Genomic DNA, 15396 nt, shown 5'->3' with positions numbered 1-15396 from the left:
TCTTTAACGTATGATCGGCTGGCGACCTCACGCCGTAGTCACACGCATAATGAACGAGATTAACGCTTATGAGAAAACACCTGCTAATTATTGCGGCGCTCTTGCTCTCTCCGATGGCGCACGCCGACCAATTAAAACACGCGGACAAGTTAAAAGTGGTGACCAGCTTTACCATTCTGGCTGATATGGCTGCCAACGTGGCGGGCGAGCATGCCGAGGTAGTGTCTCTCACTAAACCCGGCGCGGAGATCCACAATTACCAACCCACTCCGGGAGATATTCTGCGTGCGCAAGGTGCGGATGTGGTGATGTGGAACGGGTTAGGCTTAGAGCGCTGGTTCGAACGTTTTTTCCAGCACATTGATAAGGTGCCGAATGTGATCTTATCTGACGGGGTGGAGCCGATTGTGATTGCCTCGGGCCCGTATCGTGGTAAGCCCAACCCACACGCGTGGATGTCGCCCTCAGATGCGATGCGATATGTCGATAACATCGAGCAAGCCCTGATTAAGTACGACCCTGCCAACCAAACGCACTACCAAGCCAATGCCAAAGCCTACAAGGCGCAAATTCAAGCCGTGTTCGCGCGTGCGCAAGATGCCTTATCCGCTGTCCCCGAATCACAGCGTTGGTTGGTAAGCAGTGAAGGCGCTTTCTCTTATCTCGCGCGTGATTTAAACCTCAACGAAGCCTATTTATGGCCGATTAACGCCGAACGCCAGGGCACCCCGCAACAAGTCCGCGCGCTGATTGATACCGTACGAGAACACCAAGTGCGTGCCGTCTTCTCTGAAAGCACCGTGTCTGATGCACCCGCCAAACAAGTCGCCGCGGAAACCGACGCACACTATGGTGGCATTTTATATGTCGATTCGCTCAGTCAAGCTGACGGACCCGTGCCTGACTATCTATCCTTACTGACAGTTACCACAGAAACCGTGTTAGCGGGGTTACGCCATGACGCACTATGATTTAACCGACGGCACGCCCAGTGTGTTAGATGTCAACGAGGTACGTGTCGTCTATCGAAACGGCCTGTGTGCCCTTGAACACGCCAGCTTCTCGCTGCCAGCGCAAACCATTACTGCCCTAGTCGGTGCCAATGGCAGCGGCAAATCCACCTTGTTTAAAGCGATCATGGGGTTTGTGAACCCCGGCAGTGGCAGCATCGCAGTCAACGGCACCCCAATTAAGCAAGCGCAAAAAGCAGGCTTGGTCGCTTATGTGCCTCAATCAGAAGAGATTGATTGGTCGTTCCCGGTGTTAGTGGAAGACGTGGTGATGATGGGCCGCTACGGCAAGATGTCATTTATGCGTCGCCCCAAAGCGGCGGATCATCAGGCAGTGGATGAAGCCTTAGCCCGCGTGGGTATGACAGCCTTTCGCCAGCGCCAAATTGGTGAACTGTCCGGCGGACAGAAAAAACGCGTCTTTCTCGCCCGTGCGCTGGCTCAGCACAGCCCGCTGATTTTACTGGATGAGCCTTTTACTGGCGTAGATGTCACCAGTGAAGAGTCGATTATGCGTTTGCTGCTCGAGCTCAAAGACGAAGGCAAAACCATTTTGATTGCCACCCATAACCTTGGCACCGTGCCCGACTTTTGCGATCGTACCGTGTTGGTCAATCGCGCGGTGGTGGCAGGCGGACACACCGAGCATGTTTTTACCACCGAGAACCTGAGTGCCATTTTTGGCGGCAAACTGCGCCAGTATGTCATGCCTAGCGATCAGCTCCACCAAGACGCCGATCCGCGCGAACTGTCGGTGATTTCCGACGACGAGCGGCCCTTGGTGGTGTATGGCAAGCGCGAACAAAGCGCGCAGGAGCGGCGCGAATGAGCTTACTCGATCCCCTCGCCTATCAATACATGCAAAAAGCATTGCTGGTCACCACCTTGATTGGCGGCGTGTGCGGCTTGCTCTCGGCCTTTTTGATGCTCAAAGGCTGGTCGCTGATGGGCGATGCCCTCTCTCATGCGATTGTACCAGGCGTTGCCGGCGCTTATATGCTGGGCCTGCCCTTTTCGCTCGGCGCTTTTGTTGCCGGCGGTATGGCCGCGAGCGTGATGCTGTTTTTGCACCAACGTAGCCACATCAAACAAGATGCGATCATCGGTTTAATTTTCTCGAGCTTTTTCGCCTTCGGGCTCTTTTTAGTCTCCATTTCGCCCGTCGCGGTCGATATTCAACAAATTATGCTGGGCAACTTGCTTGCCATTGCCCCGCTTGATGCGATGCAAATGCTAGTCATTGCCTTGGTCAGCCTCACCGTACTGGCGGTGAAATGGCGTGATTTTATGCTGACCTTTTTCGATGAAAGCCACGCCCGCTGCATTGGTTTACCTGTGGTGGGGCTCAAGGTGCTGTTTTTTGCGCTGCTCAGCGCTTGCACCATGGCGGCACTTAAAAGTGTCGGGGCCTTTTTGGTAATTTGCTTGGTGATCGCCCCCGGCGCCACCGCCTATTTATTGAGTGATCGCTTCGGGCCCGTGTTGGTGCTAAGCGGTGTCATCGGCACAGTCACCTCACTGTTTGGGGTGTATATCAGCTATTTCGCCAACCTTAATGCCGGCGCACTGATTGTGCTGGCCCAAGTGGGACTCTTCTTAGCCGCCTTTGTGTTTAGCCCCAAACACGGTTTGCTCGCGCGGCGCGCCAAACGTCAGGAGGCACTGCAATGAATCCGTATCAACTGACTTTTATGCAAGATGCCTTGCTGATGGCCATCTTAGTGGCACTACCCTGCGCGCTGCTTTCTTGCTATTTGGTGTTGAAAGGCTGGTCATTGATTGGTGATGCCGTGGCACACGCGGTGCTACCGGGATTGGTGCTAGCAAACTTGTTTGGCCTGCCGCTGATTGTCGGCGCCTTTGCCGCCGGATCTGCATGCGCCACCAGTGTGCATTGGCTCAAACAAAATAGCCGTGTGAAAGAAGACACCTTGCTGGGGATTGTGTTTTCTGGCTTTTTCGCACTGGGGCTGATTTTGCAAGGTCAGTTCCCGTCTGATTTGCACCTTGATCATATTCTATTTGGCAACCTGTTGGGGATTAACCACCAACAGCTGCTCACCGCCGCCATCACCGGCTTGGTCGTGCTGGCGCTGGTGCTCCTTAAAGGGCGAGATTTAATGCTGCTATCGTTCGACCCCGCGCAAGCCAGCGTGCTCGGGCTCCCCGTGCAGAAACTTCATTGGCTCCTGCTCTCGGTGATGATAGCTACCATTGTGGCGGGCTTACATGCCGTGGGGATCATCTTAGTGGTGGCGATGTTAATTGCACCGGGCGTCACCGCCTTTATGCTCAGCAAACAATTTAGCCGCATGTTATGGATTGCCTGTGCAATTGCTTTAGTCACCGCCGTGGGCGGCGTCACCCTGTCGTTTTACCTCGACAGTGCACCCGGCCCGACCATTGTATTGTTACTCACCGGCTGTTTTGTGGTGACCTTCGCGTGGCAGCAATATCAAATCCACCGCAACCAACAACGCCCACAGCCAACGCAGCAAACCACAAAAGCAACGCGCCCATCTACCACCCATTCGGCGCAATCGCACTGATCGGCATCGGCGATCCCAACCTGAGCAGTGCGCGAGAAGAGCCATAGCCCTAATCGCGCACCGCCCCATCATCCCGACTCGCTCCTTGGCGCTCTAACCAGCTTCTTGTACCCACCTCACAAAACATGGCTTACCTAACACTTTGGACAATAGCGTACGAAAACCAAAACAGGCCTTGATACACTAATCCCAAATCTACCCACTCAATGGCGTGTTAGGTGCCGACAACTAGCTGGCGGTAGCATGGCAAAACGTGCGCGTTTATCCGTGACAGATGCACACTCCCCCAGAATGGATGATTAAAAGCATTGATTAGTCAATCGGTGACAGCTTAACGCTTGGGGATAGTATGAAGGCTGGAACAGAGATAGGCGGCGTGTACATTTTCGCGGAAAAGCGATATGTATGAGAGGCGATAGACTGTAGATATTTCAGTTAGTAGATGAAAAAGAGTGCGTGTAACGGTTTTGGGAAATCTCGCATGCGTACTAATACAATGTTAAATGCAAAGGAGTAATGCATGAATCTTGAAGAGGTTTATCCAGTCGACAGCTTAGAAAGCAAGTTCGATAAACCCGTCCTTATCGACTATTACGGAATGGATGATATTGAAGAAATTTCTGAGTTAGAACCTGGGTGTTTATTTGAGCTTGGAGCCAGTGCTTGGATGCATTACATTGAGGCTGGAGCAAAAGTAAATCCTCAGAAGCTATCAAAATATTTTGATGAACGAGATCCTCTTATATTTCGCCGAGTTGAAAAAATAATGAAGCGGAAGGTTGTGCAAGATATCGTTCTGATTCGTGCTCATGTTGATGATGATTCCCTCGAAAGAGACATTTGTGGTCAGCTATTACTCTCAAGAACATATCCAAATAATCTTCACATATCAGATGTTGAGTTTAGTAACCCTTATGAACCAGTTGATGAGTCTAACCAAGAATATTCCTTTCATGAATATAGAAGCTTAGGGCTATTTTCCGAGCTACTAGAGAATATAATTAGTTTAGGTAAGTCCAATAATATCAAGAAAATTACTCTATCAGCAGCCTCAAATGATCAAATTTCGTATTTTGAGCAACACGGTTTTAAGGTAGAAGATACAGATTTTGCAAAACAAGCCATAGAACTAGATAGTGGCATACCAATGGAGAGGAAATGCATTTAACAAGTTGCAGCAGTCGGAAAACCAAAAGCTTCGGCCAAAAAGTGGCCTCCACTTTTGTTTTCCGCTGTGCAAAGCGTTATATGATTAGGAGGATTTATGAGTTGGTTGCTCGAAAATAAAGAGTGGGTGTTCAGTGGTATTGGTGTATCTGTGCTGATTTTTTTACTTTCATTGTTTAGGAAAAATCCTAGTTCAACGCAAATACAAAAATCGGGTGACAATTCTACAAATTACCAATCAGGCGGTGATATCAATATAGGTAATAAAAATGATAAATGATCAAGTACAAAAGCAACAAGCTGGTGACTCGTCGACTAACCTTCAAGGGCAATCTATAGTCATAAACCAAGGAATTAGTTACACTGATGCCCGCGATATTGCCCTCGATGTTTATAAGTCAAATTTTATACAACTCTCACACGATGCCGCAGAACTTGCAAAAAATAGAGCTGAAGAACTTACCGATAGTTTTCTAAAAAAATTACAAGACACAAATGAATCTGGTATCAATCAAATGAAGCAGCCTGCAATGCAATCAGCTTTATTTGAAGCTCAAAAGCAATATGCTAAGTCTGGTGACGAAGATTTGGAATACATGTTGGTAGACATACTTGTTCAAAGGGCTTCCACTCCAGAGCGAAACACAAAGCAAATCGTACTTGACGAAGCACTTGAGGTTGTTAGCAAACTCACAAATGAGCAACTAAATATTTTATCACTAAATTTTTCTCTTACTCGTCTAGCCAGGGGGGATGTGAACGACTTAGATAGCCTAATCAAATATATAAACACTGAATTACTAGTTTTTGTCGACCAAGATATTGAATATCATCACTCATGGTTTGAACACTTGGCATATAGTGGTTGTGTAACCCTTATGGAAGCAAGTTGGTACAAAGAAATTCCAGTGTTTATGCTTGGTCAGTATCCTGCATTGTTTCAAAAGGGGTTTGATGAGCAAGAGTTCGAACAGTTTTTTGGAAAACCTATGTCCGACTTCAATTCACTGTTAATGAACTGCTTTCATACAATAAACTTATTTCAATTTAACGCCATGGACGAGAATGTTTTAGCTGAAAAAGCAAATTCTCTTGGAATTAATGGCGAGGAAGTTAATAAGCTGCGGCAATATTTCAAATCCAAGTTGATGAATCAAAATGAGGTTAAAGAATGGTTGATGGAAAAAATCCCGGGGCTGGGTGTTTTGTTAGATATCTGGGGTGGTGAAAATAATCAACTTTCAAAACTGCAGCTGACGACAGTTGGTATTGCACTGGCACAAGCCAACTATAAGCAAAAAGTTAAAGATATAAGTTTTGACCTTGGGAAATGGGTTAAATAATCGTATAACAAGTGCTTTAAGAAGGATTCGTAAACGCGTGCCGACTCGCTATCGCTCAAACATGGCACACGTTCACTCACCGCTTAAGCAAGCGTTAGCTTGATATCTCACAATATTCTCAATGCATTAGGTAATTAATGAAAAGAACCAGTATCTTATACATAACCATTCTTTTGCTTGTCCTATTTTCTGGCTGTCTAGCAATATGGGTGTATTACTTGAAGGAAGGCAAAGACCTACTGAATTTCACCATATCAATAGTAGGGTTTTGTATTGCGTTGTTGGCCTTATTTATCGCTGTTCGCACTTATACTTCAATCGACAGTGTAAACAATATAAGCAAGATGGACGGCAATATTCTCGATAACGAAAGATATGTAACTTCTCTACCAGAACTTATAAGTCAATATAAATCTAAAAACGAAAAGGATTTAGATGAGGAGCTGTTTGAGTCGATAGAGCTAAAATTAAAAATAGATTCCAATACGGCGGTGCTCTTCGCTGACACATTACAGTATTTAGTTGATCTAATCGTACTATTTCCTGCAGTTTTCAATGCTGTTGAAACTGACAAAAAACGCTATAAAAAGCGAATGGATAGGATACTAAAAAACATAGATAGGCAACGTGATATTCTCCAATCTATTAGTAAAGGTAATTCCATACAAATTACTGAAACTATCAAGCTTTTCAAAGCGGTTGTTTCTTATCAAAGTTTTGTAGCTAATGGCAACTTCAACATCCATGCTGATCTTCTTCATGTCCGAGGTCCTATTCTGCGAAATCCGGTCACAAAAACGATTTATCACAATTACCTAGGCTTGTATTACAATAAAAAAGGTATGCACTTGCTTAAAGAGTCCTTGAGCATGGAGATTAGGGATATCCTTTCGATAGATGGACTTGATTTTGTTAGATCTAATATTGATTCTTGCTCGCCCTCAGTTATTGAAGAAGTGATCATGTATTTGAAGTCTGCATGTGAACAGTTCGATCGGGCGCTTGAGATATCGAGTGAGGATGTAATGTGGCCTGGATTTATAAATTATAACAAGGCTAGGACTTTGTATTTTATGAACTTGCTTTCTGAATCAAAAGAAAGTTGGGTTGGTGTTATGGATGATGCAGTTAAGTCGCGTTCTAGGCTAAACCGACTCATTGATGAGGTCTTAACAGTAAATCAGGCGGGTAAGGCCTGCGTTACTGATACGCATTTGAGACAGTTTTTTCTTTATCAAGAAGAGCTCGCACGCGTAATGAAATTAAATCTAATGCTCTCTGATGGGGGAAATAAAAGTAAAACGTCTCCTATTGTTTACAGAGGATCAAACATCGAAAATGTAAAGAAAGAAGAATTAATTAAACTATTTGTGAATGTCGATAGTTTTCCTTTAGTTATGTCTTACCAAGAAAAAGTTGTTGAAACTCTTGCTATAGATGGAAATTTATCGAGCTAACAAAGCATTGAAGCGGACAAGCCGCTGAATGCGGCTACATGGATTCCCCCGTTCGTTAAGCATCCGCGAAGCGTATTGAGTTTGGTTTGGACTGCCGCTCTACATTCGGCCTTTTACTGACTCACGTCATGGCCCTGATGACATTGCGCGGTTGCAGTGCCTAATTCGTTAGAAGGCATCAAGGTGCCCGCCGCATTAACAGGCTCTCTGCAAATGGTTTTCACCGATACTCATCAACTTGCGTGTGCAATGACCCGGTTGGTGTATTTCTCCTTACGACAGCGACGAGTTAGGCCGCGTAGTCTTGATAATCTGTTTGATGGTGCAAAACGTCAACACAATACGTACGTTTTGTCGCGAGGGCAACAACAGTTCGATTCATGACATCTGGGATCAACTACCTGAACCAATAACCAGCCCACCACTTCAGGCTGCAATGCCTATGCACATCGCAGGCATGTTTGCTAATATAGTCAGTAAGTTAACGTGTAAAGATAAAGTGTCGCCTAGTAAAGTTAACGACACGGTATGATTAACTAGACATAGTTACCTCCGATAATAAAGACCATACCTCAGTGTGGCCTATCTTCAAGAGGGGGGAGCCATGCCATTTTTGGTGTGGCATTGCAGAGCCGGAGAACTCATGAGGTAGTACGTGAATCAAGACGATATTAATGCACTTTCCTATTTAGATACAATAATAGCTTCATTAGCGTTAGTTGTCGCTTTAATAGCTGCGCTTTATGCCAGAATCTCTGCAAATTCCACAAAATTTACAGCAAAACTAGCCGAGCAAACGCTATACCAATCTAAACTTGTGGCGGTGCAATCGTATCCTTCGGTAGATTTTGTAGAAATTGTGGATGAAAAAACCGACAGCCCTAAATTAAGGTTTATGATTTATAATGTCTATGATAGACCAATCAAGCTTGAAAGCGTGCAGGTATATATTTATGACTGTAAGCCGAGGACATTGCGAAACTTATATAAACATTATACTGAAGGCCTAGATTTAGACTTTAGGTTAGCTGAAGGGGTTCATTGGAATCCTTTAGGCGACCTTGAGCCAAAGTTGTACTACAAAAAGGACGCAGCTCAGTTCAGAATCATAAAAGATCAAGAGAGTATACTTGTATCGGTCAGGGAAATTAATAACTTTAAAAACCAGCACCTTAAGGTGATAATTAGAACTAATATTTCGGAGCAAACTTTAAAGTTTGATACTTATGGTTCAAACCTATTATTCGAAGTAAACAGTAATATTCAATATCACATAAAAAGGCTGAGGTAGCTTTTTTAATTTTGGGCTAGTCATATAAAAAAGTAATTGAGCTCCTGAAGTTTTGGGCCCTACATCAAACGATACAAATCTAAATGATTTTCACCCCATCACACAATCTCGCACTGCTACCCTTGCCACAACTCAATCGTTCACGTCGCTTTCTATCCACGCGATAGCTCTGCCTCCCTGTAGCAATTCTGGGAAAGCAGTCATTATTTCTCCATCACCTCTGTCGACTGACACAACTGCATCCAGGCCTCGGCGGTGCGTGAGACATAACGCTCGCCGTGCCAGACTAACCCAAGTTGCCATTCAATCGCTGGGCTTATCGGTTTCACCAGCAATAACTCACTGTCTTCCAAGCTGGCACTAAGGCGCTGGCATAAGGGCGCAGGTAAAAACGCCACCCCTGCACCACTTTTCACCAAAGCGGCTAAAAAATCCCACTGACTGCTACGCGCGGCAATGGTGGGCTGATAACCATGCTCTTCACAACGGGCAATAATCCGATCGCTTAAGGTAAATTCGGCGCTATACAGATAAAACGGCTCGTCTTTCACTTCTTGCCATGTCAGGCTTTTTTGCGCACGCCACGCGGCTTGGTTAGGCAGCACTGCATAAATGGGGTGAGTTTGTAAGGGTAAACTTTGCAAGCACTCGGGCTGGGTGTCGGTGAGCATGGTGATTGCCACATCAATCTCACCATTGATCAGCGCTTGTTCGGTGCGCCGCCCTCCGTATTCAACAATACTGAGCGCCACGTTCGGATATCGCCGGCGATACTCACGCAACACGTTGGCGTACAGCGGCCCTATCATCGGTGGCATCCCCAATCTAAGCTGGCCGCGCGCCAGTTGGTTGAGATCGTCCAGCTCGGTATTTAGCTGCTCGAACTCAGCAATAATGCTCTGCGCGCGCTGATACACCACCTCTCCAGCATCGGTTAACCAAAACCGCCTTCCCTCTCGGTGCAACAACGGCTGACCCACATCTTGCTCAAGGTTACGCACCATTTTACTGATTGTCGGTTGCGTCACATGCAACGACGCCGAAGCGGCAGTAAAGCTCTGCTTTTCCACCAAGGCAATAAAATAGCGCAACGCACGAATATCCATAAACGGCCCTTAAAAGCCAATCGTTAATCATGCCATTTTGGCATAGTTTAAATAAAAAAAAGTCACTTTATTCACTCTCTGCCAAGACGTAAACTATGAGCCATCTCACAGATTCTTGGCTCGCCTTCGATGCAATTGATTAAAAACGCCTTACTTACCTTACTGCAAGTCTTTGTCTTAGCAGGCATTTGGTTTTTGTCTGATTGGTTGGTCACAACCTTTGCTATTCCACTACCGGCCAACCTCACCGGTATGTTGCTGTTGTTAGGCGCATTGATGTTGAAAATTGTCCGTGCCGATTGGTTGCGCCGCGGGGCGGCGTGGCTATTAGCCGAGATGCTGCTGTTTTTTGTGCCGGCGGTGGTGGCGGTGGTCAACTACCAAGATTTATTGCTGCAAGAAGGCGGTAAAATCATGGTTGTACTGATTTTAAGTACCGCGATGGTGATTGCGTCAACCGCTTGGGTGGTCGATAAGGTGTACCGTTTTGAGGTTAAAATGGCGCGCCGCCGCAGTAACCACCACCACACGCACCACCCTGATTTAAAACCGGAGTGCTAAGCCATGATGTCTGCTTTACCTACTTGGCTTCACGCCTCGTTATTAAGCGTTACCTGCTTTTTAATGACTCTTGGCTTTTATTACATGAGCAAATGGCTGTATCGCCGTCACCCCTCCATTCTGGTGATGCCATTGTTGCTCGCGCCCTTGCTGATTGTCGCGGTAGTGGTTGGGTTTAATATTCCGTATCAAGACTACATGGCGCAATCGTACTGGCTGCTGTGGCTGCTGGGTCCGGCGACTGTGGCGTTTGCGATCCCTGTGTATGATAACCGCGCGCTCATCCGCCGCCATTGGTTATCCCTGTCAATCGGTGTCACTGTGTCGGTGCTGGTCGCGATTACCAGTACTGTGGTGCTAGCGCGGGTGTTTGAGCTGTCTGAACTGCTGCAACGCAGTTTGGCGATGCGCTCAATCACCACCCCTTTTGCCGTAGAAGCCACCAAAGCGATTGGCGGGCAAAGCGATCTCACCGCGCTGTTTGTGGTTCTCACTGGGGTGATTGGCATGGCGATTGGTGAAAGTATTCTGACCGTGATTGCGATTCGCTCGCGCTTAGGACGCGGCGCAAGTTTGGGCGCATCAGCACACGGAGCAGGCACTGCTAAAGCCTATCAGATAGGCCATGCCGAAGGGGTGGTGTCGAGTGTGGTGATGATGATTGCTGGCATGGTCACTGTGTTGCTTGCCCCTGTATTGGGTCAGCTGCTTTGGTAGGTGATCGCTAAGGACTTTTCTGCGCTACGTTATCTGTAACAATAGAAAAGTGGGAGAGGATGAAAGTTTCTGCTTGGCGCGCAGGTCTTTATCCTCACCAACCCCAATAACGAGGCGATCATGAAACAGCACAAGTCAATGTGGCGCGTTATCGCGTTTACAGCGTTCAGTTTGCTATCGATAGCAAGTTATGCGGCGGTAAAAGATACCGCCACCACAGACCAAGGCTACCATAAAGCGACGCTTGCTGGCGGCTGCTTTTGGTGTACAGAATCTGATCTTGAAAAGCTCAACGGTGTGATTGATGTGGTGTCTGGCTACTCAGGCGGTGAGCTTGAAAATCCCACCTATAAAGAGGTTTCGTCCGGCACCAGCGGGCATATTGAGGTGACTGATGTCACCTATGATCCAAAAGTCGTGGATTACGAACAGGTGCTCGATCAGTTTTTCCGTCATATCGACCCTACCGATGACCAAGGCTCGTTCGTTGACCGTGGCCCACAATATCGTCCCGCGATTTTTTATCGCTCTGAAACACAAAAGCAAATTGCCGCGGATTTTATGGCGGAGATTGAAGCGTTAGGCGTGTTCAAAAAGCCGCTGAAAACCGAATTGATCCCGTTCGAGAAATTCTGGCCCGCAGAAAGTTATCATCAGGATTACTACAAAAACCACAGCATTCGCTATAGCTACTATCGCTATGCATCAGGGCGTGACCAGTATCTGGACGAGATTTTTGGTGATGATCGCAAAGACAACCCGGTCACCTTGCGTGAGATGATTGATGCGCAAAAAGCGGAAGAGATGACATCAACGAACACCCGCTACTCGCGCCCCTCGGATGAAAAAATTCGTGCGATGTTGTCAGACATTGAGTATGAAGTCACTCAAGAAGACGGCACTGAACCCGCGTTCCGCAATCGATATTGGGACAACAAGCAAGCGGGGATTTATGTGGATATCGTTTCGGGCGAGCCGCTATTCTCCTCCACTCATAAATACAAATCCGGTACTGGCTGGCCAAGCTTCACACAGCCCATTAATGAGCAGTATGTGGTTACCAAGCCGGATAACTCCCTGTTCTACACGCGCACCGAGGTCCGCAGCAAGGTCGCCGATTCGCACCTTGGTCATGTGTTTGAGGATGGTCCCGCCCCCACCGGCTTGCGCTATTGCATGAACTCAGCCGCGATGCGCTTTGTGCCCGTCGATAAAATGGCCGATGCCGGTTATGAGGATTATCTCTATCTTTTTGAATAAACCAACCTTTGCGTGATTGGCTTGGAAACCTGCGGTAGAGTACAGCTCTACCGCTTTTTTACGCGAGGCATTGGATGCATACGATATTGATAACCGGATTTGAACCCTTCGGCGGCGAAAGCAATAACCCGTCTTGGCAAGTGGCAAAAGCATTAGAAGGCTGGCAGCCTAATGAGGAGTGCATTGTTAAAGCCGTGCGCCTGCCCTGCACCTTTGCAGACAGCTTACCGACGTTACACAGCGCGCTAGAATCGCTCAGTCCGGTGATGGTGATCGCCCTTGGCCAAGCCGGTGGTCGCGCAGAGATAAGCTTAGAGAAGGTCGCGATCAATTATCAGGACGCGCCCATTCCCGACAACGCCGGTAAGCAGCCGCATGGTACACCGGTGGTGCCATCTGGGCCCGCTGCGTATTTCTCTACCTTGCCCCTCAACCGTTTAGTGAACGCATTGAACGAAGCGCATCATCCTGCCAGTGTTTCTTACACCGCGGGCACCTTTGTGTGTAACCACGTGTTTTATGGCTTGATGCATGCGCTGGCTCATCACACCGAGGTACGCGCCGGCTTTATTCATATTCCCTACAGCCCAGCACAAGCGTGCAAACACCGCGCCCCGAGCATGCCGGTAAGTGATGTGGTGGCAGCAATGAAGATAGCCATCGAACTGAGTTTATTGGATGATGATGTCACCGCCGTGTGTGAAGGCATGTTGCACTAACACGCGGTAGATGGCGCTCAGACGATGACGCTCCAACAATGGCGCTTAGTAGGTGGAGCACAGTGGCGGTTACCGTGCTCCTAACCTAATTGCTTAAAACAGCCACTCAGTGACGAGATCGTTGTCAGTCAGAACGCTATCGAGAAAGGCAAACAAGTGCGCATTCATCGGAGCCGTATCAAAGGCGCGAATGGAGGCAGGGTCTTGAATAAAGCGCTTGTTAGCGGCCTCACCCTCTGGATAGGCGGCTTGCAGTAAGCCTTCAACCGCCAGAGGCGTCAACTCAAGGTGGCATTGAAAGCCATACACCCGTGGTCCGTACTTCACGATCTGGCGCGGACAGCCTTCGCTGCTAGCCAGTACACGACTATTTGGTGTCAGCCCCGGCATATCATTGTGCCAATGGCCCACAATTTCTTGCGGTGCGAAGTGCGGAATGTGCTCGTCGATGTGACCATCTTCGCTTAATTGGATGGGGAAATAGCCAATCTCGGGCTCAGGACTTTTCTGATACGGCGCGCCCAAGGCTTCACCAATCAGTTGCGCGCCGAGGCAAATCCCTAACACCGCGCTGCCTTGTTCGATGCACTGCTTAATCAGCGCTTGCTCGCGTTGGCTATCGAAATGCGGACACTCAGACTGTGGCGTATCTGGACTCTGCGGCCCGCCGAGTACCACCAGCAGGTCAATGCCTTCACCGCTTTCTGGCAACGGCTCGCCCCGATACAAATGACTGGTGGTCACATGATAGGCACGCTCGTCACACCAATCTAAAATGGCTCCTGGGCCTTCAAACGCCTCGTGAATAACAAGATGGACGCGCATTCCTCTCTCCTTGGGATTTGTTTTAGGCACGATTGTGCTAAAGCATACTATATTGAGCCGCGGCCTCAAGCCTTGCCCACCACGAGTAGTGGCCTTGCTATAAACGCTTGAGTCAACAACTGAAACAGTTGTTCGGTTGTCGGCAATTCACCTAAGTGCGCCGACAAGGGGGTATGCACCTCGGCCTCAATGCGATCGGTTTGACCACAAAGCTGATTACACAGCGATACAGGGGCAACAATATGTTGGCAATCGGCATCAATCAGCAGACACGCTTGTGCCAGCATTACGGTTTGTTTGCCTGCACCCGCACCTAAATGCAGAATACGCTGGGCGGTTCCCACCACTTTTTTGCCGGCAATATTGAGGTTGTAGTCACCATCACAATACGATCCGGGCGTGTCACCCACCGTGGTCGTAATGCCTAACTGATGGAAAAAAGACTGCAAAATGGTGCAAAAATACTGGTACGCCGTTTGGATATGATAAGGGGTGTTATTCGGCCACACCGTCAGGTAAGACACGTTGATCACGCCGGGTAGTTGCGGCACCGGCGCCCCGCCTGTTCGGCGGCTCTGTATTTGCCAACCTAACGCTGATAGGGCGCGACGCAATTCAGGCGTTTGGAGCCATTTTTGGCCTGCTGGCAGCACCAAGGTTTGCGCATCTGGCTGCCAAAGCAGTAATGCCTCGTTGAGTTCACCCTGCTCTACTCGGTAGATCAACGCCTGTTCTTTCTCAAATGCAGATGCTACCGACAGCGAGGGATAACGCAGAATCGTTTTTTGAGTCGCCATCATACCCTCGCTATCGTCACGTTCACTGATTGCGCGATTAACCGAATAAGCGCTGCCAAATGCTTGGGTTGCGTTTGTCGTGGTACTCTTCACGCAAGGCATCAATTTGGCGCAAACCTTGTTGCGCCTTATCAAGGTCGCCTTCGCTCAGCGCGGCATCAATTTCCTCTACTGTCACCGCCAGCTTATCGAACCCTTCCATGAAGGTCTCTGCTTTTTCCGGTGGATAGCTACCCGCTTTAGCTTGCGCGATCAGGGTTTCTAATTTCGCAACCGGGGCTTGCATGGCTTCGATACTTTGTGCGCTCGCCGCCTCTTTAAAGGTCATTTTCATTTCTTTCATGATCGGCTTTAGCTCAGAGGCCGAGACGTTCAACGTCAGCAGCACCGCCATCGCGCCCGTGAGTATGACTTTCTTCATTTTTGCTCCATGTAATTGTTTTTTAGTAATAATAATGCGTCTGTATCTTACTCACTTCTCAGGGTATTGCCTAGTATAGAAGCGTAAAACAATGTAAAGCACTTACACATTCCGCATCCAGATGGTATGATTAATTGTAAATGATAATGATTTTAAGTTAGATAATATGAAAC

At 47.9% G+C, this 15396-nt stretch carries 17 protein-coding genes; 13 read left to right on the top strand and 4 right to left on the bottom strand.

Features of this window, described 5'->3' with window-relative positions; translation table 11 throughout:
* The first annotated feature begins 68 nt into the window (after positions 1–68).
* The 9 genes from BZG74_RS11965 to BZG74_RS11925 all read left to right on the top strand — a co-directional run bounded on the left by BZG74_RS11965 (position 69) and on the right by BZG74_RS11925 (position 8817).
* Entirely contained in the window at positions 69–971 is a 903-nt protein-coding gene (locus BZG74_RS11965; protein WP_077639996.1) for a metal ABC transporter substrate-binding protein, read from the top strand.
* Positions 958–1839 carry an ATP-binding cassette domain-containing protein gene (locus BZG74_RS11960; protein WP_069362891.1) on the top strand — a complete coding sequence of 294 codons (882 nt, stop codon included), beginning with the start codon at positions 958–960 and terminating at the stop codon, positions 1837–1839. Before BZG74_RS11965 ends, BZG74_RS11960 begins: the two co-directional genes overlap by 14 nt.
* On the top strand, positions 1836–2681 hold the full coding sequence (locus BZG74_RS11955) for a metal ABC transporter permease (protein WP_077772806.1): 846 nt from the start codon (positions 1836–1838) through the stop codon (positions 2679–2681). Before BZG74_RS11960 ends, BZG74_RS11955 begins: the two co-directional genes overlap by 4 nt.
* The gene (locus BZG74_RS11950) at positions 2678–3559 is read left to right on the top strand and encodes a metal ABC transporter permease (protein ID WP_077772805.1); all 882 of its coding nucleotides are present in this window, start codon (positions 2678–2680) and stop codon (positions 3557–3559) included. The genes BZG74_RS11955 and BZG74_RS11950 overlap by 4 nt, the downstream gene beginning before the upstream one ends.
* Positions 3560–4079: 520 nt before the next feature.
* Complete coding sequence (locus BZG74_RS11945) at positions 4080–4727, top strand: GNAT family N-acetyltransferase (RefSeq protein ID WP_077772804.1); 648 nt, start codon at positions 4080–4082, stop codon at positions 4725–4727.
* Between the two features lie 96 nt (positions 4728–4823).
* Positions 4824–5006 carry a hypothetical protein gene (locus BZG74_RS11940; RefSeq protein WP_077772803.1) on the top strand — a complete coding sequence of 61 codons (183 nt, stop codon included), beginning with the start codon at positions 4824–4826 and terminating at the stop codon, positions 5004–5006.
* Positions 4996–6069 (top strand): LPO_1073/Vpar_1526 family protein, encoded by a 1074-nt coding sequence (locus tag BZG74_RS11935; protein WP_077772802.1) that lies wholly within the window; start codon positions 4996–4998, stop codon positions 6067–6069. The genes BZG74_RS11940 and BZG74_RS11935 overlap by 11 nt, the downstream gene beginning before the upstream one ends.
* Before the next feature lie 209 nt (positions 6070–6278).
* Positions 6279–7526 (top strand): hypothetical protein, encoded by a 1248-nt coding sequence (locus BZG74_RS11930; protein ID WP_235605757.1) that lies wholly within the window; start codon positions 6279–6281, stop codon positions 7524–7526.
* A 655-nt stretch (positions 7527–8181) separates the two neighbouring features.
* Positions 8182–8817, top strand: coding sequence for a hypothetical protein (locus BZG74_RS11925; RefSeq protein ID WP_077772800.1), 636 nt, complete (start codon positions 8182–8184; stop codon positions 8815–8817).
* Positions 8818–9020: 203 nt separating this feature from the next.
* Here the strand turns inward: BZG74_RS11925 and BZG74_RS11920 are convergent, their stop codons facing one another.
* Positions 9021–9923: a LysR family transcriptional regulator gene (locus BZG74_RS11920; RefSeq protein WP_077772799.1), complete on the bottom strand. Its 903-nt coding sequence runs from the start codon at positions 9921–9923 to the stop codon at positions 9021–9023.
* Between the two features lie 129 nt (positions 9924–10052).
* Here BZG74_RS11920 and BZG74_RS11915 point away from each other — a divergent pair, with 129 nt between their 5' ends.
* The 4 genes from BZG74_RS11915 to pcp all read left to right on the top strand — a co-directional run bounded on the left by BZG74_RS11915 (position 10053) and on the right by pcp (position 13180).
* A complete protein-coding gene (locus BZG74_RS11915) occupies positions 10053–10484 on the top strand; it encodes a CidA/LrgA family protein (protein ID WP_046075946.1) in 432 nt (143 codons plus the stop codon).
* Between the two features lie 6 nt (positions 10485–10490).
* The gene (locus BZG74_RS11910; protein WP_077608514.1) at positions 10491–11201 is read left to right on the top strand and encodes an LrgB family protein; all 711 of its coding nucleotides are present in this window, start codon (positions 10491–10493) and stop codon (positions 11199–11201) included.
* 120 nt (positions 11202–11321) lie between these two features.
* Positions 11322–12461: a peptide-methionine (R)-S-oxide reductase MsrB gene (gene msrB / locus BZG74_RS11905; protein WP_077772798.1), complete on the top strand. Its 1140-nt coding sequence runs from the start codon at positions 11322–11324 to the stop codon at positions 12459–12461.
* Between the two features lie 74 nt (positions 12462–12535).
* Entirely contained in the window at positions 12536–13180 is a 645-nt protein-coding gene (gene pcp, locus BZG74_RS11900) for a pyroglutamyl-peptidase I (protein ID WP_077772797.1), read from the top strand.
* A gap of 93 nt (positions 13181–13273) precedes the next feature.
* Here pcp and BZG74_RS11895 read toward each other — a convergent pair whose 3' ends face one another.
* The 3 genes from BZG74_RS11895 to BZG74_RS11885 all read right to left on the bottom strand — a co-directional run bounded on the left by BZG74_RS11895 (position 13274) and on the right by BZG74_RS11885 (position 15223).
* A complete protein-coding gene (locus tag BZG74_RS11895; RefSeq protein ID WP_077662506.1) occupies positions 13274–14005 on the bottom strand; it encodes a glutamine amidotransferase-related protein in 732 nt (243 codons plus the stop codon).
* A 65-nt stretch (positions 14006–14070) separates the two neighbouring features.
* Positions 14071–14802, bottom strand: coding sequence for a lipoate--protein ligase family protein (locus tag BZG74_RS11890; RefSeq protein ID WP_392397594.1), 732 nt, complete (start codon positions 14800–14802; stop codon positions 14071–14073).
* Between the two features lie 37 nt (positions 14803–14839).
* Positions 14840–15223 carry a cytochrome b562 gene (locus BZG74_RS11885; RefSeq protein ID WP_077772795.1) on the bottom strand — a complete coding sequence of 128 codons (384 nt, stop codon included), beginning with the start codon at positions 15221–15223 and terminating at the stop codon, positions 14840–14842.
* Positions 15224–15396 lie beyond the last annotated feature (173 nt).

Source organism: Salinivibrio sharmensis (assembly GCF_001995985.1).
In the GTDB taxonomy this organism is placed as follows: domain Bacteria; phylum Pseudomonadota; class Gammaproteobacteria; order Enterobacterales; family Vibrionaceae; genus Salinivibrio; species Salinivibrio sharmensis.
This window is presented reverse-complemented; position numbering and strand designations above follow the sequence as displayed.

Coding starts and splice junctions, on each gene's coding strand:
- BZG74_RS11965 (WP_077639996.1), top strand. CDS start 69: ATGAGAAAACACCTGCTAATTATTGCGGCGCTCTTGCTCTCTCCGATG.
- BZG74_RS11960 (WP_069362891.1), top strand. CDS start 958: ATGACGCACTATGATTTAACCGACGGCACGCCCAGTGTGTTAGATGTC.
- BZG74_RS11955 (WP_077772806.1), top strand. CDS start 1,836: ATGAGCTTACTCGATCCCCTCGCCTATCAATACATGCAAAAAGCATTG.
- BZG74_RS11950 (WP_077772805.1), top strand. CDS start 2,678: ATGAATCCGTATCAACTGACTTTTATGCAAGATGCCTTGCTGATGGCC.
- BZG74_RS11945 (WP_077772804.1), top strand. CDS start 4,080: ATGAATCTTGAAGAGGTTTATCCAGTCGACAGCTTAGAAAGCAAGTTC.
- BZG74_RS11940 (WP_077772803.1), top strand. CDS start 4,824: ATGAGTTGGTTGCTCGAAAATAAAGAGTGGGTGTTCAGTGGTATTGGT.
- BZG74_RS11935 (WP_077772802.1), top strand. CDS start 4,996: ATGATAAATGATCAAGTACAAAAGCAACAAGCTGGTGACTCGTCGACT.
- BZG74_RS11920 (WP_077772799.1), bottom strand. CDS start 9,923: ATGGATATTCGTGCGTTGCGCTATTTTATTGCCTTGGTGGAAAAGCAG.
- BZG74_RS11915 (WP_046075946.1), top strand. CDS start 10,053: ATGCAATTGATTAAAAACGCCTTACTTACCTTACTGCAAGTCTTTGTC.
- BZG74_RS11910 (WP_077608514.1), top strand. CDS start 10,491: ATGTCTGCTTTACCTACTTGGCTTCACGCCTCGTTATTAAGCGTTACC.
- msrB (WP_077772798.1), top strand. CDS start 11,322: ATGAAACAGCACAAGTCAATGTGGCGCGTTATCGCGTTTACAGCGTTC.
- pcp (WP_077772797.1), top strand. CDS start 12,536: ATGCATACGATATTGATAACCGGATTTGAACCCTTCGGCGGCGAAAGC.
- BZG74_RS11895 (WP_077662506.1), bottom strand. CDS start 14,005: ATGCGCGTCCATCTTGTTATTCACGAGGCGTTTGAAGGCCCAGGAGCC.
- BZG74_RS11890 (WP_392397594.1), bottom strand. CDS start 14,802: ATGGCGACTCAAAAAACGATTCTGCGTTATCCCTCGCTGTCGGTAGCA.
- BZG74_RS11885 (WP_077772795.1), bottom strand. CDS start 15,223: ATGAAGAAAGTCATACTCACGGGCGCGATGGCGGTGCTGCTGACGTTG.